The sequence below is a fragment of the Streptomyces sp. NBC_00440 genome, assembly GCF_036014215.1.
In the GTDB taxonomy this organism is placed as follows: Bacteria; Actinomycetota; Actinomycetes; order Streptomycetales; family Streptomycetaceae; genus Streptomyces.
The window spans coordinates 3,134,666-3,160,157 of record NZ_CP107921.1; the positions used below are offsets into that span (position 1 = coordinate 3,134,666).

Sequence of the window (25,492 nt, forward strand, 5' to 3'; positions counted from 1 at the left end):
CCAGCCCCTGATCCCCCTCTCTGCCCGTCCGAACCGGAGGCTTCTGTGAGCCGTACTGTTGCCCGTGTCATCGTGGACGCCCTGCGCGAACTGGACGTCCACCAGGTGTTCGGCGTCGTCGGGGACGCACTCAATCCCGTGACCGAGGCCATCCGTACCACCGAGGGCGTGGAGTGGGTGGGCTGTCGCCACGAGGAGGCCGCGGCCTTCGCCGCGAGCGCCCAGTCCCAGCTCTCCGGCCGCCTCGGTGTCTGCATGGGCACCGTCGGCCCGGGCTCCATCCATCTGCTGAACGGCTTGTACGACGCGGCCAAGAGCCGCACACCGGTCCTGGTGATCGCGGGGCAGGTGCCGTTGGCCGACGTCGGCAGCGACGCCTTTCAGGAGGTCGACAACGACGCCCTCTTCAGCGATGTGGCGGTCTTCCGGGCGACCCTCTCCTCGCCCGACCAGCTGCCGCAGATGCTGGAGACAGCCGTCCGGAACGCCCTCGGGCACAAGGGTGTTGCCGTGCTCACCGTGCCCGCCGACATCGGGGACCGGAAGCTGGGCACCGACCGCAGGGCCCGCTTCTCGATCGGCCCGGCGGTGACCCGGCCCGAGGAGTCGGCCACCCGTGAGGCGGCGGGGCTGCTCGACCGCGCCGGACGCGTCACCCTGCTCGTCGGCCAGGGCGCCCGCGCGTCCCGCACCGATGTGCTGGCCCTGGCGGACCGGCTCGCCGCGCCAATGGTGCTCACGCTCAAGGCGAAGGAGGGCTTCGAGGGCGCGGACAACCCGTACCAGGTCGGACAGACCGGGCTGATCGGCAATCCCGCGGCCGCCTCGGCCCTGCACGACGCCGACACCCTGTTGCTGCTGGGGACCGACTTCCCGTACCGGGAGTGGTACCCGGAGGGAAAGTCCGTGATCCAGGTGGACACCGAGCCCACGCACATAGGGCGGCGTGTCCCGGTCGAGACCGGTCTGGTCGGCGATGTGGGCGCCACCGTGCGGGACCTGCTCAAGCATCTCGGCGCCGGGAGCGACCGCGACCGCGGCCATCTGGACCATGCCCGCAGGCACTTCGAGACCTGGCGCGAGGGCCAGGCCGCGCTCGCCGACCCGGAGCACGACAAGAGGGCGGCCGGGCGGGCCCGTTCGGCTCTGGACAATCCGGAGCACGGGGTCCGGCCCGAGGCGCTGGCCGCCACGGTGGACCGGCTCGCCGCGGACGACGCGGTCTTCACCTCCGACACCGGGATGGCCACCGTGTGGCTCTCGCGCTTCGTCGAGATGCGCGGGGCGCGGCGACTGCTCGGCTCGTACAACCTGGGCTCCATGGCCAACGCCATGCCCCACGCACTCGGAGCACAGTGCCTGGACCGGGAGCGGCAGGTGGTCGCCTTCTGCGGTGACGGCGGGCTGAGCATGCTGCTGGGCGATCTGATGACGCTCAAGACCAATGAACTACCGGTAAAACTCGTGGTGTTCGACAACCGCCGGCTCGGCATGGTGAAGCTGGAGCAGGAGCAGGTGGGCCTGCCGGAGTTCGGCACGGTGCTCGACAACCCGGACTTCGCCGCCGTCGCCACCGCGATGGGCATCACAGGGATCCGGGTGACCGACCCCGCCGATCTGGAGGACGCTGTGCAGCGCGCCTTCAGCACGCCGGGACCCGTCCTGCTGGACGTGCTGACGAACCCGGACGAGATCGCCGTACCGGCCAAGCCGACCGTCGAACAGGGCTGGGGCTTCGCGGTGGCGAAGGTGAAGGAGATCGTTCGGGGGCACGGCGAGTAACACATCCTACGGGCAGGTATGTGACCGGTCTTGACGGTATGTCATTTCGGGCGAACAGGGGCGAGCACGCACCATCAGGGCACTTGACGTGACGCCTGGTCCAGGCCACTATCCAATTGGTCTGGACCAAGCGCATGGCCAAGCACATGGCGGCTCGGTCCCCTATCGGCACGCCAGGAAGGCCCGGCTGACCTTGCCCAGCACACCAAGCAGTGAACTGACGCACCTCGCCTACAAGATCCTCCAGCCTGGCTTCAAGGGCACCGAGGCACCGGCCTGGCTGCTCCGCCGGATCGGTGAGGGACTGTCCAGCGTTGTTCTCTTCTCCCGCAACATCGCCAACCCGGGTCAGCTGATCCGGCTCACCCGGCAACTGCGCGCGGAGAACCCGGACCTCATCATCGCCATCGACGAGGAGGCCGGCGACGTCACCAGGATCGAGTCGCTGACCGGCAGCACCCGCCCGGGGAATCTGGCGCTGGGCGCGATCGACGACACGGACCTGACGGAAGCGGTCGGCCGGGACATCGGCCACGAGCTGCACTCCGCCGGCATCAGCCTGACCTACGCACCGAGCGCGGACGTCAACTCGAATCCGAACAACCCGGTCATCGGTGTCAGATCGTTCGGCTCGACCCCGGATCTGGTGGCCCGGCACACCGGCGCCTGGATCCGCGGTCTCCAGTCCGCCGGAGTGGCCGCCTGCGCCAAGCACTTCCCCGGGCACGGCGACACCGCGGTGGACTCCCATCTCGGGCTGCCCCGCTACGACGCGACCGCCGAAGACGTCAGGGAGCAGGCGCTCCCGCCGTTCCACGCAGCCATGGAGAGCGGAGTGCGGGCCGTCATGAGCGGTCATCTGCTCGTGCCGGCCTACGATGCCGACCTCCCCGCCACGCTGAGCCCGCGCCTCCTCGTCGACCTGCTGCGCAAGGAGATGGGCTTCGACGGCCTGGTCATCACGGACGCCATCGAGATGGGGGCCGTCAGCGGTCTCTACGGCATCGACGGTGCCACGGTGCGCGCGGTGGCGGGCGGCGCCGACGCGGTGTGCGTCGGCGGCGAGAGCGCCGACCCGGAGGTGGTCGGCCTGCTGAGCGCGGCCCTGGTGTCCGCCGTCCACAACGGTGAGCTGTCCGAGGAGCGGCTGAGAGAAGCGGCCGCACGCGTCGAGGAGTTCTCGGCCTGGTCGAACGGCATCTTCCACGCCACGCCGCCGCACCGGATCAAGTCGGACATCGGCTTCGCGGCCGCCCGGCGCGCGCTGCGCCTGACCGTGGCGGACGGCGGGTCCCTGCCGCTCGACGCGGCGCCGCACGTCGTGGAGCTCATCCCGACGATGAACCTCGCCATCGCCAAGGAGACACCCTGGGGCGTCGCGGCCCCGCTGCGCGAGCGGCTGGCCGGCACGACCTCGGTCGGGATCCACGAGGAGGACGTGGCGGCGGACCTGGCCGTTCTCGACCAGTACGCGCTGGACCCTGCCACCGAACGTCCGCTGGTCGTCGTGGTCCGGGACGCCTGCCGGCACACCTGGATGACGGACTCCCTCAAGCACCTGCTGACCGCCCGGCCCGACTCGGTCGTGATCGAGATGGGCCTGCCGGCCGCCGCGGCCCAGGGAGCGGTGCACATCACGACCTACGGAGCCACCACCGCATCGGGTGTGGCCGCGGCCGAAGTACTGGCCGGCTGACCGCACCCGACGCCCCAACGACCCACCCCCGTACGGACACCACGCCCCAACCGACCCACCCCCACCCGCAGGACCACGTCCCACCCGCACACCCCCCCGGCACCCACCGCCCCGCGGGACTGTCTCCCGCCGTGCGGTGCGGGCCCGGAGCGCGTACGCGGCAACGCCGCCGCATCCGCCGTCGCGCGGGTGAACTCCCCACCCCCGCAGCCGTCCCGCCGGACCCACGGTCCCGCCGACGGCGCCCTTCCCGCGGCCCGGCCCATGGCTCCGGCCGCGCGTGACGCGCCGCCGGACGGCCGCGCTCGATTTCCCTCTGTCCAGAACGAGAAGCAGAACCAGAACCAGCACCTTCATACCTGGAGTGGTTGCATGTCGACGTCCGACCCCTATCTGTATCGAGCCGCATCGGACATCCCCTATTTCAGTACGGACGGGGAGTCGTACCTGGCGCAGACACCGTTGCGGGACATCAAGAAGTCGCAGCCGCTGCGCGTGCTGTCGGAAGAGGACTTCGCCTTCTGGCAGACCTACGGCTACGTCGTCGTGAAAGAGGCGATACCGGCTGCCGCGGCGCAGCGCCTGCTGGACTTCACCTGGGACTTCCAGGGGCTCGATCCGGACCGGCCCGACACCTGGTACGCGGACCGGGAGTTCCGGTCGGATCTGGACCGCGAACTGCACATCTACGGTTTCGTGGAGGCGTACCACCACCAGCTCATCTGGGACAGCCGCCAGGCGCAGCGCGTCCACGACGCGTTCACCGACGTGTGGGACTGCGAGGAACTGTGGGTCACCCTGGACCGGCTCAACCTGAACCCGCCCAACATCAAGAACCGTGACCGCGCGCTGATCGCGCCCACGGACGAGGGGTTCGACATCGAGCTCCACTGGGATGTCGACACCACGCTCAGCGTGCTGCCCCAGCGCGTCCAGGGCATCATCGCGCTGAACGACACCGAACCGGAGCGGGGCGGATTCCAGTGCTCGCCCGAGCTGTTCCGGCAGTTCGACCGGTGGAAGATCACCCAGCCCGCCGACCGGGATCCGATCAGGCCCGGCACCGACCGCGCCGAGTTCCCCGTCGTACAGCCGGAACTCAAGGCGGGCGATCTGCTGATCTGGAACGGTCTGCTCGCCCACGGTGTGGCGCGCAACATCTCACAGAGCGGCGTCCGAGCGGTCCAGTACCTCTCGATGATGCCCGCGCTGGAGACCCACCAGGAGATGCGGAAGTCCCGCATCGAATCCTGGCGCAGTCTCAGCACACCGGACTGGAACACGACGCTGGTCGGCGACGCGGTCCTGCACGAATCCCTCAGGTACGGCGCCGCCGAACTGAGCGACCTCGGCGCCAGGCTTCTGGGACTCGAATCCTGGGGCGGCCGGAACGCCGAGCGGTCAACCGGAGAACTGACATGCACCGAATCTGTCTGACCCTTCCCACCAACAGGGCGTGCGCCGCGACGATATCGGCGATGCGGGCCGAGGCGCGGTACGCGGCCGCGCACTTCGACGTCGAAGTGCATCTGCTGATCCTGGACTCGTCGGACGAGCGGGACTTCGCCGAGCACGCGGAAGTCGCCGGCGAGGCCACCGGAACACCGCAGGTGGTCGTGCACCATCTGGACGAAGCGGAACAGCGGTCCTTACTGCGGCATTTGATCAGCCTGGCCGATGTGGCCAAGCCCGATCTGCTGCTCGACCTCATGCTGCCCTCCGGGGTCTCGTACGGCGCCTGCACGAACCGCGCCTTCCTGATCGCGGCCGCGCTCGGCTGCGATTCGCTGCACCGCAGGGACTCGGACAGCACCTATCAGGCGCTGGACGGCGAGCCGGTGTTCCCTGTCCACCACGAGCTGATGTCGCTCGGGAAGCGCGCCCTCGACGCGGTGGACGGCGTGTCCGAGACGCGCCTCGACCCTGCTCACGCGCAGCGGACGGTGTCCCTGGTGGGCGCCTCCTTCGTGGGCGAACTGTCCGTGGACGTCGGCGAGATCCAGCAGCTCGACCCGTCCGTCTACCACGACGTCGTCAGCCTGTGGGCCCCGCGCGCTTGGTCGGACGAGGCCAGGCGACAGCTGGTCGCCGAGGCGTTCACGGGCGCGGGCACCGACCTGTTCACGCACGATCACTCGACGGTCGGCCTGGTCGATCCCATGCGGGTGGACATGTGCAACATCAGCTTCCACCGCGACGTGTACGAGAGCGTGCCGCTGCCCCCCGCGACCGACACCATCGGCAGCGACTACTTCCTGATGCACCTGGTCCACGACGCCGGACTGCCCGGCGTCCTGCACAACCGCCACATCGTGAACTTCTACACCGGGGAGCGGCGCACCGACGCCGGATTCATGGCGTACCAGCTGCGGTTGGTGAAGTTCTTCCTGTCGATGCTCTATTTCAACTCCGTGTACGAGCGGATGGCGGAGGCCGGCGACTCGCTGCTCGACGACCGGCTGCGCCCGCGCGCGGACACTGTGGCCGAGCTCGTACGGGAGAGCTGCTGGCTGGACCGGGAGGAGAACGAGGAGCGGCTGCGCAGTCTCGACCGTTCCTACCGTCAACTCGGTGGCAGATACGTCGAGTTCGCGGACGAGCTGGCGGCGCGCGGCGACCGGCTGCTCAACGAGGTCCAGCAGGACATGGAGGATTTCGCCCTGCTGATCCAGGCGTGGGGACCACTGATACGGGTGAGCAGAGAAGCGGGCATCCATGAGCACTAGGCACTTCAAGAGCACCAGCCACCTCCACACCCCCCTGAGCACCCCCTTGCACGAAGCGCTGGCAGCCGCTTCCGACGACCGGATCATCTTCGATCTCGGCGGAATCCGACAGCAGTACGAGACGCTGACCTGGGAACTGCCGGGCGTCGCCGTCCGGTTCGCGATGAAGGCCTGCCCGGTGGACGAAGTGCTCGCCTGTCTGGCGGAGCAGGGCGCCGGGTTCGACGCGGCGGGCCCCCACGAGATCGAGCGGGCCATCAGGACCGGAGTGCCGGTCGGCCGGATCCACTACGGCAACACCATCAAGTCCGACCGGAACATCGCCGACGCCTACCGCCTCGGCATCCGGGACTTCGCGACCGACAGCGTGGAGGACGTGGCGGCCATCGCGGCCCGTGCCCCCGGCGCCCGGGTGTTCTGCAGGCTGGCCACCAGCGGCGAGGGTGCGCTGTGGGGGCTCAGCAAGAAGTTCGGGTGCTCGGGCACCGACGCCGTACGGGTGCTGGAGACGGCACGGGACGCGGGGCTGACGCCTGCCGGTCTCTCCGTGCACGTCGGCTCCCAGCAGATGACGGCCGAGGCCTGGGAGAGCGCGTTCGCGAGCCTCGCCGGCGTGCTGGTGGCCCTGCGGGGCCGGGGGATTCACCTCGACCACATCAATCTCGGCGGCGGGCTGCCCGCACTCGGATATCTCGACAGCCGGGGCACACCGCTGGATCCGCCGCTGGACAAGATCTTCGCGGCGATCCGGGAGGGTATGCGGCAGCTGCGGGCGGTGTCCGGTACCCCGCTGGACTTCGTCATGGAGCCGGGGCGCCATCTGGTCGCCGACCACGGCGCCATCCGGGCCCATGTGGCGCGGCTGTCCACGAGGGAGCAGCTGAACGGTGAACGTCAGCACTGGCTGTATCTGAGCTGCGGAAAGTTCAACGGCCTGTACGAGATGGACCAGCTCCAGTACCGGCTGGTCTTCCCCTCCCGCCCGGGAGCGCCCTCCGTGCCGGCCGTGGTCGCGGGCCCCACCTGCGACAGCGACGACGCCTACGCCCATCAGCACCGCCTCGTCCAGGTCCCCGAGGCCGTCGCGTCGGGGGACCCGGTCTGGGTCCTGTCGTCCGGCGCCTACGCCACCAGTTACACGACGCAGGGCTTCAACGGTTTCAGCCCGCTTCCGTACACCGTGATACGCGGGCTGCCGACCGGGCCCGGTGCGCCGGTCACGAAGGGGCTGCCGTCATGAGCCAGGACGTTCAGATACGGAACATCACCGCCGACGACTGGAACGGCATCACGGAGCTGGAAGCCCGTACGTACACCGACAGCGCCCTCTCGGAAGGGCGGGCCGCGCTGGAGTCCCGGGCCCGTCCGTCACCGGCCACCTGCTTCGTGCTCCGCGTCGACCGCCGCACAGCGGGCTATCTGCTGGCCATGCCCTACCCGCTGTTCCAGTACCCCGACCTGAACCGGCCGGAGAAGACCGTCTTCCGCTCGCCCAATCTGCATCTGCACGATCTCGTCATCGCCGAACGACTGCGCGGCAGAGGGCTGGCGAAGCGTCTGCTGCACCACCTCACGGCGACCGCCAGGTCGACGACGCACGAGCGCATCTCCCTCATCTCCGTCGCGGGCAGCGAGACCTTCTGGTCGGCGAACGGATACGCGGCCCATCGCGACATCGCACTCCCGGGGAGTTACGGGACGAACGCGGTGTACATGTCCAAGGCGGTATGACGTGAGCCTCAACGACACGACCCGTGAAGACATCGGAGCCGCACCGCACCGGACCGGCCTGCTCCGCGTCCGCGATCCGTTCCGCCGGGCGCAGGTGGCGATCGCCGCGCTGTTCTGCTTCCTGGGCTTCCAGTACGGCACCTGGGCATCGCGGCTGCCCACCCTCAAGACACAACTCCATCTGACCGAGGCGGAACTGGGCCTGCTGCTGATGGCCTGCGGCGCGGGTGCGGCGGTCTCCTTCCCGCTCGTCACCGTGCTGATGAGACGCCTGGGCTCCCGCCGCCTCGCGTCGCTGTCCGCGCTCTGCCTCGGGCTGCTCCTGCTGGCGCTGGCCGCGGTGCCCGACTACCCGGTCGCCGTGGTCATCGTGGGCTGCGACGGAATCGCCGTCGGCTGTCTGAACGTGGCGATGAACGCGCAGGGAGCCGCGCTCGAAACCGCGTACGGGCGTACGGCCATGGCCAGACTGCACGCGACGTTCAGCGCCGGGTCGCTGGGCGCGGCGCTGCTGGCGTCAGGTGTGAACACGCTGACCACGTCGCTGGCCGTCCACTTCGGTGTGGCGGCCGTGATCCTGCTCCTGCTGGTCGGGTTCGCCCAGACCGGGCTGCTGACCGAGGACCAGCGGCAGGAACCGGCGGAGAAGACGGCCCGGCGCCGGCTCTCCGTACCGTCGCGCATGACGCTGTGGATGGGGTGCGCGATGGCGTTCGGCACCGTGACCGAGGGCGCCATGAACGACTGGTCGGCGCTCTATATGAAGGACGTGCTCAAGGCGGCGGCTTCGGTGGCCCCGCTGGGCATCGCCGTCGTCTCGGTCATGATGGTGCTGGCCCGGATCTTCGCCGACGGCTGGCGCACCCGCTGGGGCGACGGGCGGATCGTGCTGACCGGCAGCGTGCTGGCGGGCGCGGGCCTCGCGGTCGCCCTGCTGGTCGGCGGCGTGGTCCCGGCACTCGTCGGGTTCGCCTGCGTCGGCCTGGGGGTGGCGGCCGTGACGCCTTGTGTGTACGTCGCCGCCGCGCGGCAGGGCCCGGAGGCGCTGGCACTGGTCGCCGCGATGGGGACCGTCGGCCTGCTGGCCGGACCGGCGATGATCGGTTTCATCGCGAACGCCGGCAGCCTGGTGTGGGGCATGGGCGCCGTGGCGGCCGCGGCCCTCCTGGTCTCCGTGTGCGCGACCCGGATCCGCTGGGTGCCGGTGGCCGAGAACTGACCCCGGGGGCCGGGTGGTTGCGTCAGCCGGCCCCCGCGTCAGCCAGGCGGCCGGGTCAGCCGGTGGGCAGTTTCTCGGACGGGCAGCCGGAGAGGACCCGCTTCATCGCGTTCTTCTCCGCGCTCGTCACCCACAGCGCGTACTTCTTCTTCACCGCCACCTGCCGTGCGACATAGCCGCACCGCGACGGCTTGTACGCGGGCAGCCAGGTCGCCGTATCCCCGTCGCCCTTGCTGCGGTTGGTGGAGGAGTCGACGGCCAGCAGGTTCAGCGGATCGTTCGCGAGGGCGGTCCGCTTGGCCCTGTCCCACTGCTGCGCGCCCTTCTGCCAGGCGTCGGAGAGCGCCACGACATGGTCTATGTCGACCTTGCTGTGACCGCGCACGAACGTGATGGTCGTCCCGGTGTAGGGGTCCTTGGCCAGCGTTCCCGAAGCGACCTGGCAGTCACCGCTCTTGTACCGGACGTCGCGCAGATCGCGCTTCAGCACGTCGTCCCTCGTCGGGCAGTGGTTGTGGTCGGTGTCCGACCAGGCGCTGCCGAACTCCTTGCGCGCGTAACCGGTCTTGGGCGCGCGCCCCTTGACGGTCAGGGCGTCGGCGGCGGCGAGCGCGGAACCGTGCGGCGCCTTCCCGGCGGGAGCGCCGGACGAACCGGAGGAGCCGGCCTTGCAGCCGCCGAGGGCGAGTGCGGCGGCGACGGCCACAACTGCGGGGAGGGCGGAGCGCGTACGTATCAAGGAGAGCCGTCCTGATGGATAGGGGGCGGGACCGCACAATCCTAGATACGGCTCAGCGGGCCGCCGCAGCCCCCGGGTTCTCGCCCTCGGTGTCGATGTGCGGCAGCACCTTGTCGAGCCACCCCGGCATCCACCACGCGCTCCTGCCGAGCAGAGTCATCACCGCCGGGACCAGCAGGAGCCGGACGACCGTCGCGTCGATGAGGACGCTGACGGCCAGTCCGAGGCCGAGCATCTTGACCACGATGTTGTCGCTGAGGATGAACGCGGCGAAGACGCTGACCATGATGAGCGCCGCGCAGCTGATGACGCGCGCCGTGATCTCCAGGCCGTGCGCGACGCTGCCCCTGCTGTCGCGGGTGCGCACCCAGGCCTCGTGCACCCGGGCGAGCAGGAAGACCTCGTAGTCCATGGAGAGCCCGAAGACGATGGCGAACATCATCATCGGTACGTAGCTCTCGATCGGCACCGTCCCGTGCACGCCCAGCGAAGGGCCGCCCCACCCCCACTGGAAGACGGCGACGACCACCCCGTAGGACGCCGCGATGGACAGGAGGTTGAGCACGGCGGCCTTGAGCGCCACCAACAGCCCGCGGAACACCACCAGGATGATGACGAAGGCGACCGCGACGACGACGGCGATGATGAGCGGGAGCCGGGCGGCGATGATGTCGAGGAAGTCCTGCTGGGCCGCGGTCGTGCCGGTCACATAGGTCGTGGCGGCGGTGCCGGCCACCGCGTTGGGCAGGATGGTGTTCTGGAGGTTCTTGAACAGCGTGCTGGTCCCGGCGTCCTGCGGTGAGGTGCGGGAGACCGCGGTGCCCGTCAGCACCTGGCCGTCGCTCGTGGGGGTGAGGCTGCTGACGCTCGCCGCGCCCGGGACGTCGGTGAGCGCCTTCTTGAGGCTGTCCGACAGCGCGGACCGGTCGCCCGACGGCACCTTGCTCTGGTCGACGACAAGGGTCAGCGGGCCGTTGGCGCCGGGTCCGAAGCCGGTGGCGATCAGGTCGTACGCGCGCCGGTCGGTGAAGCTGCTGGGGTCGGCGCCGTCCCCGATGTGCCCGAGCCGGATGGAGAACAGCGGAATCGCCAGCACCCCGGCGATCACCACTCCGGTCACCAGGAACCACCACGGCCGGCGCTCGACACGCTGCGCGTAGCGGTGCCAGCCGCCACCTCCACGGGCGTCAGCGTCACCGCCCCGGCCCGCGGGCCCCGCGGCCGGTTCCGTGCCCGGCGCGGCGCGGCCCTCGGCGACCGGCTTCCGTACCCGGTAGCGGTCGATCCGGCGCCCCGCGAGCCCGAGCAGCGCCGGTACGAGGGTGGTCGCGCCGGCCACCGCGGTGACGACCGTGACGGCGGACGCGACCCCGAGTTTGCCGATGAAACCGACCTGCGACACATACAGCCCGGCCAGCGCGACGACGACCGTGCAGCCGGAGACCAGGACGGCCCGGCCGCTGGTGGCTACGGCCCGCCCCGCCGCGGTGACCGGGTCGGCGCCGTCGATGAGCTGCTGCCGGTGACGGGTGATCAGGAACAGTGCGTAGTCGATCCCGACGCCGAGCCCGATCATCGTGGCGAGGGTCGGCGAGACACTGGCGAAGGTGAACGCGGCGGCGAGCAGCGCCAGACAGCTCAGCCCGACGATGACGCTGATCAGCGCGGTGACCAGCGGCACCCCCGCGGCGATGACGCTGCCGAAGCCGACGAGCAGGACGACGACGGCCACCGCGAACCCGATGGCCTCGCTGGTCAGATCGGTGGCCTTGGGCCGGGCCAGCTCCCCGAGCGGCCCGCCGTACTCGACCTCGACGCCCGCGGCCCGCAGCGGCTCCACCGCGGAGTCGACACCATGGAGGTACGACGTGCCGAACGAGGTGGGGTTGGCGGTGAAGCGGACGGTGATGTAGCCGGTCTTCCCGTCGGACGACAGCGCACCGGTGGGCGGTGACGAGGAAGAGGCGGGCAGCGGGTTCACCGCCGACAGGACGTGCGGGAGCTTCTGCAGCGAACTGACGGTCTGGTCGATCTGGCTCTGGAAGCCGGTCAGGGCCTTCTGCCCGTCGTGCAGCACCACCTGCGCGCCGATCCCGCCCGCCGCCGGGTCGTGGCGGCTGAGCACCTCGGCGCCGTTGTTCGACTGCGTACCCGGCAGCGAGAAGTCGTCCGAGTACGTGCCGCCGAAGCTGCCCTGGAGGGCGTGCAGCGCGCCGAGTGCGACCAGCCAGGCCACGATGACGATGACGAAGTGGCGGGCGCACCACGCGCCGAGCCGGTACAGCTGGCCCGCCCGGGCACCGGCACCCGGCGCCGCCGTCGCTCCCGTGTCCGTACCGTTCTGCGCGCTCATGCGTTCCCCTGGAGGGTGCGGAGATCCGACAGCCGAGACAAATGCGGTGATTATAGCTTTTCAGGGCATAATGACCGGTTTGACCGTCTGTCGGGCGCGCCTCCCGCACAGGAGAACGCCGCGTGGAAAGCCGCGCGGAACGCCGCAGCCCCGCCTCACGACCCCAGGATCGACGCCAGGAACTCCCCGGTCCACGACAGGAGTTCGCGGCCCACCACCGGCTTCCCGCCGATCTTCCCGGCCGTCGGGCGCGGGACCAGGATCTGGTGGGCCGCCGCCTTGATGACCGTACGGGGGTAGAGCCGCTTGAGGCGCAGCTCCTGGGACTCCCTCAGTTCCACCGGTGCGAAACGGATGTTGGAGCCCTGGAGGACGATCTCGCCGACCCCGCAGGCCCGCGCCAGCATCCGCAGGCCCGCCACGAGCAGCAGGTTCTCGACCTGCTCGGGCAGCTTGCCGTACCGGTCGGTGAGTTCCTCCCGTACCGCCCTGATGTCCTCGTCCGTGGTCGCGGACGCGATCGAGCGGTAGGCCTGGAGGCGCAGCCGCTCACCGGGCGCGTACTCGTGCGGGACGTGCGCGTCGACCGGCAGCTCGATCTTGACCTCCAGGGGCTGTTCCTCCTCGACTCCCCCGTCGACCGCCGTGCGGTAGTCGGCCACCGCCTCGCCGACCATCCGGATGTACAGGTCGAAGCCGACGCCCGCGATATGGCCGGACTGCTCGCCGCCGAGCATGTTGCCCGCGCCGCGGATCTCCAGGTCCTTCATCGCGACGTACATCCCCGCGCCCATCTCGGTGTGCTGGGCGATCGTCGCGAGCCGCTCGTGCGCGGTCTCGGTGAGCGGCTTCTCCGGCGGGTACAGGAAGTACGCGTACCCGCGGTCGCGGCCACGGCCGACCCGGCCGCGCAGCTGGTGCAGCTGGGAGAGGCCGAAGTTGTCGCCGCGCTCCACGATCAGCGTGTTGGCGTTCGCGATGTCGATACCGGACTCCACGATCGTCGTGGACACCAGCACGTCGAACTTCTTCTCCCAGAAGTCGACCACGACCTGCTCAAGGGCGCTCTCGCCCATCTGCCCGTGCGCGGTCTGGATGCGCGCCTCCGGGACGATCTCGCGCAGCCGGGCGGCGGCACGGTCGATCGAGTCGACCCGGTTGTGGATGTAGAACACCTGCCCCTCGCGGAGCAGTTCACGGCGGACGGCCGCGCCGATCTGCTTCTCCTCGTACGGCCCGACGAAGGTCAGCACCGGGTGCCGCTCCTCCGGGGGCGTGGTGATCGTCGACATCTCGCGGATACCGGTCACGGCCATTTCGAGCGTACGGGGGATGGGCGTCGCGGACATCGTCAGCACATCGACGTTGGCGCGCAGCTTCTTCAGCTGCTCCTTGTGCTCGACACCGAACCGCTGCTCCTCGTCCACGATGACAAGCCCGAGGTCCTTGAACTTCGTCTCCGACGAGAAGAGCCGGTGCGTGCCGATGACCATGTCGACCGAGCCGTCCCGCAGCCCCTCCAGGGTCGCCTTCGCCTCGGTGTCCGACTGGAACCGGCTCAGCGCCCTGACGACCACAGGGAACTGCGCGTACCGCTCGGTGAACGTGCCGAAGTGCTGCTGTACGAGAAGGGTCGTCGGCACCAGGACCGCCACCTGCTTGCCGTCCTGGACGGCCTTGAACGCGGCGCGCACCGCGATCTCGGTCTTGCCGTAGCCGACGTCGCCACAGATCAGCCGGTCCATCGGGACCGTCTTCTCCATGTCCTCCTTGACCTCGGCGATCGTGGAGAGCTGGTCGGGCGTCTCCACGTACGGGAAGGCGTCCTCCAGCTCGCGCTGCCAGGGGGTGTCCTGGGCGAAGGAGTGGCCGGGCGCCGCCATCCGCGCCGAGTAGAGCTTGATGAGGTCCCCGGCGATCTCCTTGACCGCCTTCTTGGCGCGCGCCTTGGTCTTCGTCCAGTCGGAGCCGCCGAGCCGGTGCAGCGTCGGGGCCTCACCGCCCACGTACTTGGTGACCTGCTCCAGCTGGTCGGTGGGGATGTACAGCCGGTCGCCGGGCTGGCCGCGCTTGGCCGGGGCGTACTCGACGAGCAGATACTCACGGGTCGCGCCCTGCACCGTGCGCTGCACCATCTCGATGTAGCGGCCCACGCCGTGCTGCTCGTGGACGATGAAGTCGCCCGTCACCAGCGTCAGCGGGTCGATGGACTTCCGGCGCCTGACCGGCATCCGGCCCAGGTCCTTGGACGTGGTGCGCTGGCCGGTGAGGTCGGTCTCGGAGAGCACCGCGAGCTTGATCGCCGGGTCGATGAACCCGTGGTCGATGGAGCCGCACGATACATGCACGACCGAGGGCGTCAGCTCGGCCAGGTCGGCGTCGAGCCGGGCCGCGATGCCCTCGCCGCTCAGGACCTCGACCGTACGGCTCGCGGGACCGTGGCCCTCCGTGAGATACACCGTGCGCCAGCCGTCGGCGATCCAGCCCTTGGTGTCGGCGAGGGCCCGCGCGGTATCGCCCCGGTACGTCTCCGGCGCGTGCATCCCCAGTTTGATCGTGTCGTCGGCGATGTCCTCGTCGGCGGCGAACGGGCTCACCGCCCACCACATCATGCCCAGCTCACGGGCATGGTCGCGGACCTCGGCGATCCCCCGGAGCGAGGCCGCGCCGACATCGATCGGCGCGTCCCCACCCCCGGCCGTGGCCGCCCACGACGCCTGGAGGAACTCCTGCGAGGTCGCCACCAGGTCGGCCGCCCGGCTCCGGACCCGCTCCGGGTCGCAGACCACGGCCATCGAACCGGCGGGGAGCACATCGATCAGCAGCTCCATGTCGTCGACCAGGACCGGAGCCAGGGACTCCATGCCCTCGACGGCGATCCCCTCGGCGATCTTGTCGAGCAGCTCGCCCAGCTCGGGGTGGGCCAGCGCCAGCGCGGCCGCCCGCTCCCGTACGTCGTCGGTCAGCAGCAGCTCGCGGCAGGGCGGCGCCCACAGCCCGTGCTCGGCGATCTCCAGGGAGCGCTGGTCCGCGACCTTGAAGTAACGGATCTCCTCGACCTCGTCCCCCCAGAACTCCACCCGCAGGGGGTGCTCCTCGGTCGGCGGGAACACATCGAGGATGCCGCCCCTGACGGCGAACTCGCCGCGCTTCTCGACCAGTTCGACCCGCGCGTACGCGGCGGCCGCCAGCGCCTCGGTGATCTCGCCCAGATCGACGGACTCCCCCTGGCGCAGTGCGACGGGCTCCAGATCGCCGAGCCCCTTGACCTGCGGCTGGAGTACGGACCTGATCGGCGCGACGACCACGCTGACCGGACCGGCGGACGGGTCGTCGGAGCGCGGGTGCGCCAGCCTGCGCAGCACCGCGATCCGCCGCCCCACCGTGTCGGACCGGGGCGAGAGCCGCTCGTGCGGCAGCGTCTCCCAGGACGGGTACTCCACCACCGCGTCCTCCTGGTCCGCCGGGAAGAGCGAGCGCAGGGCGGCCGCCAGGTCCTCGGCCTCGCGGCCGGTGGCGGTCACCGCCAGCACCGTACGGCGGGTCTCGCGGGCCAGCGCGGCGACGGCGAAGGGCCGGGCGGCGGGCGGGCCGACCAGATCGACATGCATCCGGTGCCCGTCGCCCGCGGCCTTCACCGCTTCGGCGAGCGCGGGGTCCGAGATGGCGGCATCGAGCAGACCGTGCAGGCTCATGGAGAACGCTTTCCGTCCGGGGAGGTGGTGCGGGTGGTGCGGTATGCAACGCGAAGGGCCCGACACGTCTTACGGGCCGGGGGCTCTCCAGCGTACGACTTCACGAAGAAGTCGGCGTCCCCTGTCAACCGGACCGGCCTCCCCGACGTATTCATCCATGAGACCCGTCCAGGTCCGATGCCCTGCCGATGCCCCGCCCGCTGACCCTGACCCATGTCCTGACCACTGTCCTGTCCGATGTCCTGCCCGATGACCGTCCACGTCTGAGATCTGTCCACGCCTGGGAGCCGCATGACCGTCGAGGAGTTCGAGGAGTTCTACGCTCACTCCGCGAAACAGCTGGTGGGACAGGTCTACCTGATGACCGGCGACCTCCATGAGGCCCAGGACGTGGTGCAGGAGGCGTTCGTACGGGCCTGGGGCCGGCGCTCCGCGCTGTACCGGGACGCGGGCCCCGAGGCGTGGATACGGACCGTGGCCTGGCGGCTCGCGGTGAGCCGCTGGCGCAGGCGGGGCCGGAGCGCCGAGGCCTGGCGCCGCCACAGCGACGCCCGCCCCGCGACGGTGCCCGAGCCCGATCCGGGCACCGTGGCCATGGTCTCCGCACTGCGGCAGCTGACCGAGCGGCAGCGGCGGGTGGCGGTCCTGCACTACGTGTGCGACCTCACCGTCGAGCAGGTGGCCGCCGAGACGGGCATATCGGCGGGAACCGTCAAGACCCATCTCTCCCGCGCCCGCGCCTCGCTCGCGCCGCATCTCTCCGAGGAGGAACACGGTGTCTGAGACCGAGTACCAGCCCGCGTACGAGAACGGGCCGGGCCGTGCAGCCGCTCACAGGTCCGACCTCGCCCTCGCCCGTGCGATGAAGCAGGCCGCCGAATCGGCGGGCCGGAGAGCCACCCCCGCACCGGCCGCGTATGTCTCGGCGCGGGGCGCCGGACGCAGGCGCCGGGTCCTGGCGTCGGCCGCCGCCGGCACCGTGTGCGTCCTGGCGAGCGGGGTCGTGGCGGCCGTGCTGCAGCTCCAGCCCAGCGCTCCCGCACTCCCCGCTGCGCCGCCGAGCCCCCGGCACTCCGCGGTCGGCGAGCGCCCGGGCCCGTCCATGGGGTCCGGCTCGGCCTCACCCTCCGGATCGGAGGACGCCACGCCCGCCAGCACGCTGGGGACGACGCCCACCGCCCCGGCCACCACGCCCGGGTGGTCGCCCCCGCCCACCTGGTGACAGCAGGCCCGCTCGTGGCGGTGGACACGACCCAGCCCCGGCCGACGCACCTGGCGTCAACCGGGGCTGGATCTTCCCCCGTACCCCCGTCGTCCCCCGTACCCCCGGTCAGCGGGCCCGGTCATCCCGGACAGTCATGCGTACCGAGCCGTGGAGTGAACAGAAACGCACCGCGTCGGTCAGTCAGTCAGTCGGTCGCGATCGCGTTCAGTACGTTCATCCGGCCCGCCCGGAACGCCGGGATCAGGGCGGCGAACAGGCCCACGAACGCCGAGGCGACGAAGACCGTGATGATCGTCGACCACGGGATCTCCAGGACCCCCATGCCCTCCAGGGCGAGGATCTTCTGGGCCGACGTGCCCCAGCCCATCCCGAGCCCCAGACCGAGCAGCGCACCGAAGAGCGCGATGACCACCGACTCCAGCCGGATCATCCGGCGCAGCTGCCGGCGCGAGAGGCCGATCGCCCGCATCAGGCCGATCTCCCTGGTCCGCTCGACGACCGACAGGGCCAGCGTGTTCACCACACCGAGCACCGCGACGATGATCGCCAGCGCCAGCAGCCCGTAGACGATGTTGAGCAGCTGCCCGATCTGGTCCTTCAGGTCCTGCTTGAAGTCGGTCTGGTCCTGCACCTTGTACTGCGGGTACTTGGCCAGGGACTTCTTCAGCCCGGCGTAGGCGGCCTTCTCCTGGCCGTCCTTGGCCTTGGCGAACATGATGACGTTCGGCGGCATCCTGTCGGCGGGCACGTACCGCGCGGCCGTCGTGATGTTCAGATACATCGCGCCCTTGTCGACGTTCGTGTCGTCCGAGGTGATGGCCGCGATCTTCAGCTTCGCCGTCCGGCCGCCCCTGAACGCGACGGACATGGTGTCGCCGACCTTGATGTGGTGCTTCTTGGCGTAGGCGTCACCGACCGACATGGCGTCCTTGCCGTACGCAGCCGAGAGGTCACCCGAGACGGTCTCGCGCCGCAGGTCCTGTGCGTACGTCGGGTCGGCCGCGATGACCGACTGGTCCTCGCTCTTCCCGTCGGGCCCGGTCAGCCGGGAGTCGACCGCCTTGTAGTTGGTGACGTGCTCGATGCCCGGCGCCGCTTCCAGGGCCTTCTGGGCCTGCGGCACGATCAGCTGGCCGCTGCCGCTCTGGATGATGAAGTCCGCGCCGACCGACCTGTCGAGCTCATCGGTGGCCGAGGCCACCATCGACGAGCCGACGACCGAGAGACAGGCCACCAGCGCGAGCCCGATCATCAGCGCGGCGCCCGTCGCTCCCGTACGCCGCGGGTTGCGCAGCGCGTTGCGCTCGGCCATCCGCCCGACCGGGCCGAAGATCCGCAGCACGACCGTGCTGATCCCCCGGACCACCACACCCGCGAGGAGCGGGCCGATGACCACGAAGCCGATGAGCGTGAGGACCACACCCAGGCCGAGGTAGAGCGAACCCTGCCCCGACTTGTTCGCGGCGGCCGCGGCGAGCAGCGCCGCCGCACCGCCTCCGGTGAGCACCAGGCCGATCGCCGCCCTGATCCGGCCGGCGCTGCCGTCTGCGGGCATACCGGAGTCCCGCAGCGCGGCCATCGGGGAGATCTTCCCGGCCCGGCGGGCCGGAACGTACGCGGCGACGATCGTCACGATGACACCGAGCAGCATGCCGACGACCGGAGTCGTCCACTTGACCGTCAGATCCTCCGTGGACAGGTCCATGCCCACGGAACTCATCACCTTCATCAGCCCGACCGCGAGGCCGACACCGGCACCGACCCCGAGGACCGAGCCGAAGACACCGAGCAGCAGCGCCTCGACCAGTACCGAGCGGTTGACCTGCTTGCGGCTGGAACCGAGCGCCCGCATCAGGCCGATCTCACGGGTGCGCTGGGCGACCAGCATCGAGAAGGTGTTGATGATCAGGAAGATGCCGACGAGGAAGGCGATTCCGGCGAAGCCGAGCATCGCGTACTTCATGACGTCGAGGAACGAGCCGACCTCCGAGCGGTTGGCGTCCGCGTTCTCCTTCTGCGTCTCGAACTTGTACGGGCCGTGCAGCACCGCTTCCACGTTCTGCTTCAGCCGGGCATCGCTCACACCGGGCTCGGCGTTGACGGAGATGTTCGTGAAGAGGCCGGGGCCGCCCAGCAGTTCGTGCTGCGCGGTGGCGGTGTCGAAGTACACGACGGCCGCGCCCGGGTTGGTCACCTTGAAGGTGGCGATACCGGATATCCGGGCCCTGATGTCACCGCTGACGGTGATCGTGCGCAGCTCGTCACCCAGCTTGAGGTGGTGCTTCTTCGCGGTGTCCGCGTCGACCATCACCTCGGTGGGACCGCGCGGCGCGTGGCCGGAGCTGATCTCCATCGACTTGGTCTCGTTGGGCGTCCAGTTGCCGGCGATCGTCGGGGCGCCGTTGCTGGAACCCACGTCCTTGTTGTGGCCGTTGACGACCGTCACGCTCATGCTGCTGACGCCGCCCTGCGCCGACCGCACCCCGTCGGCCTTCTCGACCTGCCGCACCGCGGAGGCGGGCAGCGAGTCCGGCTTGCCGTTCTGGGTGCTGTTGTCGGCGCCCTTGACGGACTTGGGGCTGACCGTGACGTCCGACGCGGTGGCCGCGAAGAGCTTGTCGAACGTGGTGTTCATGGTGTCGGTGAAGACGAGCGTGCCGCACACGAAGCCGACCGACAGCAGGACGGCGACTGCGGAGAGCGCCATCCGCCCCTTGTGCGCGAAGAAGTTGCGCATCGAGGTCTTCCAGACGGTCATGACGTCCGCCCGCGCGCGTCGAAGTCCTTCATCCGGTCGAGGACCTGGTCGGCCGTCGGGCCGTACATCTCGTCCACGATCCTGCCGTCCGCGAGGTAGAGCACCCGGTCCGCGTACGAGGCGGCCACCGGGTCGTGCGTGACCATGACGATGGTCTGGCCCAGCTCGGAGACCGACTTGCGCAGGAAGCCCAGCACCTCGGCCCCCGCACGGGAGTCGAGGTTCCCGGTCGGCTCGTCACCGAAGATGATCTCGGGCTGCGCGGCCAGGGCACGCGCCACGGCGACCCGCTGCTGCTGACCGCCGGAGAGCTGCGTCGGCCGGTGCTTGAGCCGGTCCGCGAGCCCGACGGTCTCCACCACCTGCCGCAGCCACTGCGCGTCCGGCCTGCGGCCCGCGATGTCCATCGGCAGCGTGATGTTCTCGATGGCGTTGAGCGTGGGCAGCAGGTTGAACGCCTGGAAGATGAAGCCGATACGGTCCCGGCGCAGCTGGGTGAGCTTCTTGTCCTTGAGCCCGGTGATCTCGGTCTCGTCCAGATAGATCTGGCCGCTGCTCACGGTGTCGAGGCCGGCGAGGCAGTGCATCAGCGTCGACTTGCCGGAGCCCGAAGGGCCCATGATCGCGGTGAACTGGCCGCGGGCGATGTCCACATCGACGTGGTCGAGCGCGACGACCCGGGTCTCGCCCGATCCGTACGCCTTGACGACCTGCCGCGCTCGCACGGCAACGGCCGTACGCCCTCCAGTACCCCCGTGCCTGGGAATGGTCACAGCCGTTGTCACGGTAAGTCTCCTATGTCGGTCTTGCCTTGCTTGTCAGCAGGCATGGTTGAAGTCTGTCGATCCGGAGTGCGCGGCACACTGGTGCACGTAGCCGCATCCGCCCTGGGGTTTTCCCCACCCCCACCACTGCGGGCGGCCATAAACAAACGCTAAGGACCAGCCCACCTCGCCACCTCCTCCGGCCGGACGAACGCGCCCCGGCCGTAAGCAGGGGTCGGCCCCTAGGGGGTTTCCACCCCTGGGAACACGGCGTCTCAGGGAAGGCTGAACCCTGACACCGCTGGAGACGCAAGAGGCGGCCACCCGGCCGGAAAAGGTGTACGGGGAACGCGTCTGCGGGGGTGGGGACGTGGTGACGTCAACCCGGGGACGGGCAGGACTCGCCGCGCGCAGCAGGTCCGCGAGGAAGGCCGCGAAGAAGGGCGCGAAGAAGGACTGGAAGAGGGACGCGAAGAAGGCCGCGCGGAGGCGCAGGCAGGGGCGGTACTGATGGTGCTTGAACGGCGCGGCCTCGCCGTCTCCCCCGCGGCACGGGCCCGCGTCACCGCCTGCACGGACCTCACCACGCTCGCCGGCCGGCTGGACCGGGCCTGGACGGCCGGCGTGGCCGACGAACTCTTCACCCGCCCCTGACCGGCCGCGTCTGCCGCCCTGCCCTCTGTCGCGGCGGGAGGGCAGGGCCGTCCGTCGGTCAGCTGCCCTCTGTCGCCGGGGCCCTTCCCGTCAGTGAGGCCAGGCTGCTCCTCACATGGGACATGTGCGCCCGCAGCTCGTCCTGCGCCTCGCCGTTCTCGCGCAGGACCCGATCCGCCTCCCGTGCTGTGCGCTCCGCGCGGGCCCGGGCGTGCGCAACCAGCTCCGCCGCCTGCGCCTCCGCATCCTCCTGGCCGTGCCGCGCCGACTCCTCCGTCACCGACAGCGCCCGCCGCGCCTCCGCCAGACGGGCCTCGGCCCGGGCGATCAGATCCGCATGACGGGCATCGAAGTCGGCCTCCCTGGCGGCCAGTTCACGCTCAGCCGCATCGGCGCGCTCGCCGTGCTCCTTCTCCAGCTCCGCCAGCGCAGCCGCCGTGCGCTCCCGCATCTCCCGCAGCACGCCCAGCGCCTCACCGCGCCACTGCTTCGCGTCCTTGCGCGAACCGATCCGCAGCTCGTCGGACGTGCCCTGCGCGGCCGCCAGCACCTGCTGGGCGTGCGCCTCGGCCGCGGCCAGCGCCGCGTCCGCGTCCGCCCGCGCCGCGTCCCGCAGCCCCCGTTCCACCACGCCCGCCTCGTCATGGAGCTGCTGGGCCACCGCCAGCGCCTCGCCGCGCAGCCCGGCAGCCTCCTCAGTGACCAGCGTGATCAGCGTCCGGGCCCGCTCCCCCAACGTCTCGTACGTCTGCGGGGCGAGCCCGGCCACCTGCTCGGCCAGCGCGGCGGACGTGGCCTCCATCTCCTTGGTGAGGACGGTCAGCCGCGCCGCGCGCTCCCAGGCACCGTCGCGGTCGTCCGAGAGTTCCGCGACGAACCGGTCGACCTGCTCGGGCCGGTACCCACGACCCCGCACGCCCGTGAAGCCATGAGGTGACACCGCTGCTGAACTCATCCTTCAAGCCCCTCTTCCCACACGACGTGCGACGGGCCGCCCCACGCGTCCCGGCGCACATCTTGGTAGATCATCGCGAAGTGCCCATACCGCGACACTCCGCCCATCCCATCCACCCAGGATGCGTCACTCGGCGCAGGAAGTCGGCATCGCCGTCCGGGACGGCTGATTTCGGACCCCATGGACCGCGCGTACGGACGGTCCGCGCGTACGGACAAACCGCGCCGTACGGACAGACCCCGGCGTAAGGACGGACCTGGTGTACGGACAGACCTGACGTACGGACGGACCCCCGGGCAACCCCACGCGTGCGCACACACAGCAGAGGCGCCCGGCCGCGGCTCGCGGTCGGGCGCCTCCTCCGGCGTGCGGGGGCCGTGCCAGGGATTACGTCAGAGCAGCCCGTCCCACATCTGCTCCAGCAGGACCGACCACCAGCTCTCCGGCGAACCGAGCGCCGCCGGATCCAGCATCAGCAACTGCGCCTGGAAGTCGACCGTCCACCGGCCGGCCTGCTCCGGGGTGAGGCCGAAGCGCAGCCGCCACATCCGGCCCAGCAGCGCCAGCGACCGTACGAACTCGGGCAGCCCGGAGTTCACGAACTGCGGCGCCACCGGACGGCCGCCAGGACCCGCCTCCACCGGCACGGCCACGATGTTCGCCGTGCCGTACTGCACACAGATCGCCCGCCCGAAGTCGGAGCCCATCACCAGATACGACCCCGCGTCGGACGCGGGCTGCACCTGGCGCTGCGCGGCCAGCTCGGCCAGCGTCGGCACCGGCTGGCCCGGCACCGCCTGCGCCCAGAAGAACGGGCCGAAATCGACCGGCAGCCCCGCCCACACCAGCGTCTGCGCCACGGCCTCCGGCACACCCTGGCGGGACACGGCCCGCTGGTCGAAACGGAAGACGCCCTGCGGCCCGAAGGCCTGCGCCAGTTCGTGCGCGACACCCTGCGGCGGGACCGGCGGCGCCGGCTGCACCGCCGGCAGCGGGGCCCGCACCGGCGCCGGCCGCGCCGGACCGTCCGCGACCTGGTGCAACTCGCCCTGATGGGTCAGCAGATGCTGCATCCCCTGCTGGCGGCTGGCGTGATCCTTGCCGTACGGGGCGACGCTGGTGATCCGGACCTGCGGCCAGGTCTCCCGGATCATCCGCGCACAGTACCCACCCGGCAGCTCGCACGACTCCAGCTCCGTGTGCAGCTCGATGACCTGCTGCGGCGGCACGTTCATGGCCCGCAGCTCGTGCAGCATCTGCCACTCGGGGTGCGGGGTGCCGGGCGCGGAACGGCGGATGAGCTGCTGCTCCGAACCGTCCTGCGCGCGGTAGCGCAGCACGGCCTGATAGCCGGGGCCCACCGTCGGCAGCCCACCGGGGGGCTGCTGCGGATACCCGTACGCGGCACCCTGCGGCGGCGGCACGGGACCGGGCGGCTGCGCAGGACCGGGAGGCGGAATCCGGCCGGGCGGCGGCGTGCCCCCGGGGCCGGCCAGCATGGTGGCCGCGTGGTGCACATCGCCACCGATGCTCCCACCGGGCGGCGGAGGCGTCGGCGGAGCGGCCTGACCGGGCCGGCCCGGCGGACCGGGCGGCTGCGGCACACCCGCACCGGGCACACCGGGCGGACCCGGCGGCTGCGGCGCACCGGGCGGACCGGCAGGCCTGGCACCGCCGAGACCGCCCTGGCCCCCGGGACCGCGACCACCGAGACTGCCCTGGCCGCCCAGACTCGGACCCGCCAGCATCGTCGCCGCCTGGTGCACATCGCCACCGGAGCCCCCACCGGTACTTCCGCCGGGCGGCGGAGGCGTCGGCGGCACGGGCGGCTGCGGCACGCCGGGCTGACCGGGCGGCTGCTGACCGGGAGTCTGCGGCGCACCCGGGGCACCGGACGCACCGGGCGGTCCGGGCGGCTGCGGGCCCTCGGGGCCGAGGTGCGAGACCAGCTGCGTACGTACGTAACCACCGGCCGGAACACCCGGCGGCAGCGGCGGAGCAGCATCGGGCCGCGCACCCGGGGTGCCCGGGGCGCCGGGCGGGGGCGGCGTGGTCACACCACTGCCTCGCGCCGACCGCGGGGGCGCGGTGGCCTTGCTGGTCGCGGCGTCGGCGATGTCACCGGCACCGGGGCCGGCAGCGGGGCCCTGGCCCGGAACCTGACCGGCGGCGGGCGGCAGAGGCGCACCCGGACCCGGCGGCGTCTGCGACGGGGGCTGCGGCAACGACTGCGGCGGCTGCTGACCCCCCATCGACGGCTGCTGAGGCAGCGGCGAGGGCTGCGGGAACTGCGGCGGCTGAGGCTGCTGCGGCGGCTGGGGCTGCTGCGGCGGCTGGGGCTGCTGCTGGGGTCCGCTCAGCGCGGGCGCGATGGTCGTCCTCGGCAGCCCGCTGCCACCGGACATCAGCGCCGTCTTGGCCTCGGGCGCCACACCGGGCGGCGGGGCACCCTCGTCGTCCGAACCGGCCAGCGGCGGCGCGAACACGGTCCCGGGCAGCGGAACCGAACCGTCCGGACCACCCGGCGCCGCATTGGTGTCGGTCCCGGCCCACGGGGTCCCGTCCGCCGGGACGCCCGCACCGGCTGCGGGCGCATGGCCCCCGCCGGCACCACCGGACGCACTGGAACCACCGGACACGTCGGACCCTGCCGACGCACCCGCGCCCACGCCCGCGCCTGCTCCCGGCCAGGAAGGCGACGCACCGCCGCCGGCCGACGGGCTCCCACCCGACGTACCCCAACTGCCCCCCGCAGCAGGCGCACCAGCACCCGCACCATCCCCGGATCCAGCCCCGGACCCCGACCGCCGGTCAGGAATCCCCAGCTTGTCCGCCGCGTCCTGCAGCCACTCCGGCGGAGTCAGCAGGAACGACGTCTGGTTCAGATCGATCCGCTGCGGCGGCTCCGGCGCCGCAGGCGCATCGCCCGTCACCCCGTACTCCTCCTCGTACCGCCGCACCACCTCGCCGACCGGCAGCCCGGGCCACAGCGTCGCCTCACCGCCGTCCCGCGCGATCACCAGCCTCTGACGGCCGCCACCACCCGAAGGGCCCTCCGCGCGGTCCTCCGCCCACACCACGAAACCGAGGTCGAACTCCCGTACCCGCACCTCACGGTGCTGATACGCGGCCACGTCCCCGTTGACCCACTCTTCCGCGCGCTCCTGCGCCTGCGCAAAGGTCACCATCGGCTCT

At 71.0% G+C, this 25,492-nt stretch carries 18 protein-coding genes; 11 read left to right on the top strand and 7 right to left on the bottom strand.

Going from position 1 to position 25,492, the window contains the following annotated elements:
- Positions 1 to 45: 45 nt before the first annotated feature.
- From OHB13_RS14000 to OHB13_RS14030, 7 genes are all read left to right on the top strand, one after another.
- Positions 46 to 1,782: a thiamine pyrophosphate-dependent enzyme gene (locus OHB13_RS14000; protein ID WP_328377308.1), complete on the top strand. Its 1,737-nt coding sequence runs from the start codon at positions 46 to 48 to the stop codon at positions 1,780 to 1,782.
- Between the two features lie 193 nt (positions 1,783 to 1,975).
- The gene (locus tag OHB13_RS14005) at positions 1,976 to 3,478 is read left to right on the top strand and encodes a glycoside hydrolase family 3 protein (protein WP_328377309.1); all 1,503 of its coding nucleotides are present in this window, start codon (positions 1,976 to 1,978) and stop codon (positions 3,476 to 3,478) included.
- Positions 3,479 to 3,850: 372 nt separating this feature from the next.
- Positions 3,851 to 4,915 carry a phytanoyl-CoA dioxygenase family protein gene (locus tag OHB13_RS14010; RefSeq protein WP_328377310.1) on the top strand — a complete coding sequence of 355 codons (1,065 nt, stop codon included), beginning with the start codon at positions 3,851 to 3,853 and terminating at the stop codon, positions 4,913 to 4,915.
- Complete coding sequence (locus OHB13_RS14015) at positions 4,897 to 6,204, top strand: DUF6271 family protein (RefSeq protein WP_328377311.1); 1,308 nt, start codon at positions 4,897 to 4,899, stop codon at positions 6,202 to 6,204. The genes OHB13_RS14010 and OHB13_RS14015 overlap by 19 nt, the downstream gene beginning before the upstream one ends.
- A complete protein-coding gene (locus tag OHB13_RS14020) occupies positions 6,194 to 7,444 on the top strand; it encodes a type III PLP-dependent enzyme (RefSeq protein ID WP_328377312.1) in 1,251 nt (416 codons plus the stop codon). The genes OHB13_RS14015 and OHB13_RS14020 overlap by 11 nt, the downstream gene beginning before the upstream one ends.
- Positions 7,441 to 7,935 (top strand): GNAT family N-acetyltransferase, encoded by a 495-nt coding sequence (locus OHB13_RS14025; RefSeq protein ID WP_266856241.1) that lies wholly within the window; start codon positions 7,441 to 7,443, stop codon positions 7,933 to 7,935. The genes OHB13_RS14020 and OHB13_RS14025 overlap by 4 nt, the downstream gene beginning before the upstream one ends.
- Before the next feature lie 58 nt (positions 7,936 to 7,993).
- Positions 7,994 to 9,154, top strand: a complete 1,161-nt coding sequence (locus OHB13_RS14030; RefSeq protein ID WP_266861012.1) for an MFS transporter — start codon at positions 7,994 to 7,996, stop codon at positions 9,152 to 9,154.
- 55 nt (positions 9,155 to 9,209) lie between these two features.
- On the opposite strand, the gene OHB13_RS14035 is transcribed toward OHB13_RS14030, so the two are convergent.
- From OHB13_RS14035 to mfd, 3 genes are all read right to left on the bottom strand, one after another.
- Positions 9,210 to 9,893, bottom strand: coding sequence for an HNH endonuclease family protein (locus OHB13_RS14035; RefSeq protein ID WP_328377313.1), 684 nt, complete (start codon positions 9,891 to 9,893; stop codon positions 9,210 to 9,212).
- Positions 9,894 to 9,945: 52 nt separating this feature from the next.
- The gene (locus tag OHB13_RS14040) at positions 9,946 to 12,246 is read right to left on the bottom strand and encodes an MMPL family transporter (protein ID WP_328377314.1); all 2,301 of its coding nucleotides are present in this window, start codon (positions 12,244 to 12,246) and stop codon (positions 9,946 to 9,948) included.
- A 155-nt stretch (positions 12,247 to 12,401) separates the two neighbouring features.
- On the bottom strand, positions 12,402 to 15,941 hold the full coding sequence (gene mfd, locus OHB13_RS14045) for a transcription-repair coupling factor (RefSeq protein WP_328377315.1): 3,540 nt from the start codon (positions 15,939 to 15,941) through the stop codon (positions 12,402 to 12,404).
- Positions 15,942 to 16,232: 291 nt separating this feature from the next.
- Here mfd and OHB13_RS14050 point away from each other — a divergent pair, with 291 nt between their 5' ends.
- Entirely contained in the window at positions 16,233 to 16,724 is a 492-nt protein-coding gene (locus OHB13_RS14050) for a SigE family RNA polymerase sigma factor (RefSeq protein WP_328377316.1), read from the top strand.
- Positions 16,717 to 17,163: a hypothetical protein gene (locus tag OHB13_RS14055; protein ID WP_328377317.1), complete on the top strand. Its 447-nt coding sequence runs from the start codon at positions 16,717 to 16,719 to the stop codon at positions 17,161 to 17,163. Before OHB13_RS14050 ends, OHB13_RS14055 begins: the two co-directional genes overlap by 8 nt.
- Before the next feature lie 187 nt (positions 17,164 to 17,350).
- Here the strand turns inward: OHB13_RS14055 and OHB13_RS14060 are convergent, their stop codons facing one another.
- On the bottom strand, positions 17,351 to 19,924 hold the full coding sequence (locus OHB13_RS14060; protein ID WP_328377318.1) for an ABC transporter permease: 2,574 nt from the start codon (positions 19,922 to 19,924) through the stop codon (positions 17,351 to 17,353).
- Complete coding sequence (locus tag OHB13_RS14065) at positions 19,921 to 20,709, bottom strand: ABC transporter ATP-binding protein (protein WP_328377319.1); 789 nt, start codon at positions 20,707 to 20,709, stop codon at positions 19,921 to 19,923. Before OHB13_RS14065 ends, OHB13_RS14060 begins: the two co-directional genes overlap by 4 nt.
- 349 nt (positions 20,710 to 21,058) lie before the next feature.
- Here OHB13_RS14065 and OHB13_RS14070 point away from each other — a divergent pair, with 349 nt between their 5' ends.
- Both OHB13_RS14070 and OHB13_RS14075 read left to right on the top strand, forming a co-directional pair.
- The gene (locus OHB13_RS14070) at positions 21,059 to 21,199 is read left to right on the top strand and encodes a hypothetical protein (RefSeq protein ID WP_328377320.1); all 141 of its coding nucleotides are present in this window, start codon (positions 21,059 to 21,061) and stop codon (positions 21,197 to 21,199) included.
- Complete coding sequence (locus tag OHB13_RS14075; protein WP_328377321.1) at positions 21,199 to 21,342, top strand: hypothetical protein; 144 nt, start codon at positions 21,199 to 21,201, stop codon at positions 21,340 to 21,342. The genes OHB13_RS14070 and OHB13_RS14075 overlap by 1 nt, the downstream gene beginning before the upstream one ends.
- Positions 21,343 to 21,400: 58 nt before the next feature.
- Here OHB13_RS14075 and OHB13_RS14080 read toward each other — a convergent pair whose 3' ends face one another.
- Positions 21,401 to 22,297 (bottom strand): cellulose-binding protein, encoded by an 897-nt coding sequence (locus OHB13_RS14080; RefSeq protein ID WP_328377322.1) that lies wholly within the window; start codon positions 22,295 to 22,297, stop codon positions 21,401 to 21,403.
- Between the two features lie 392 nt (positions 22,298 to 22,689).
- Positions 22,690 to 25,485, bottom strand: coding sequence for an SUKH-4 family immunity protein (locus OHB13_RS14085; protein ID WP_328377323.1), 2,796 nt, complete (start codon positions 25,483 to 25,485; stop codon positions 22,690 to 22,692).
- Between the last annotated feature and the right edge of the window lie 7 nt (positions 25,486 to 25,492).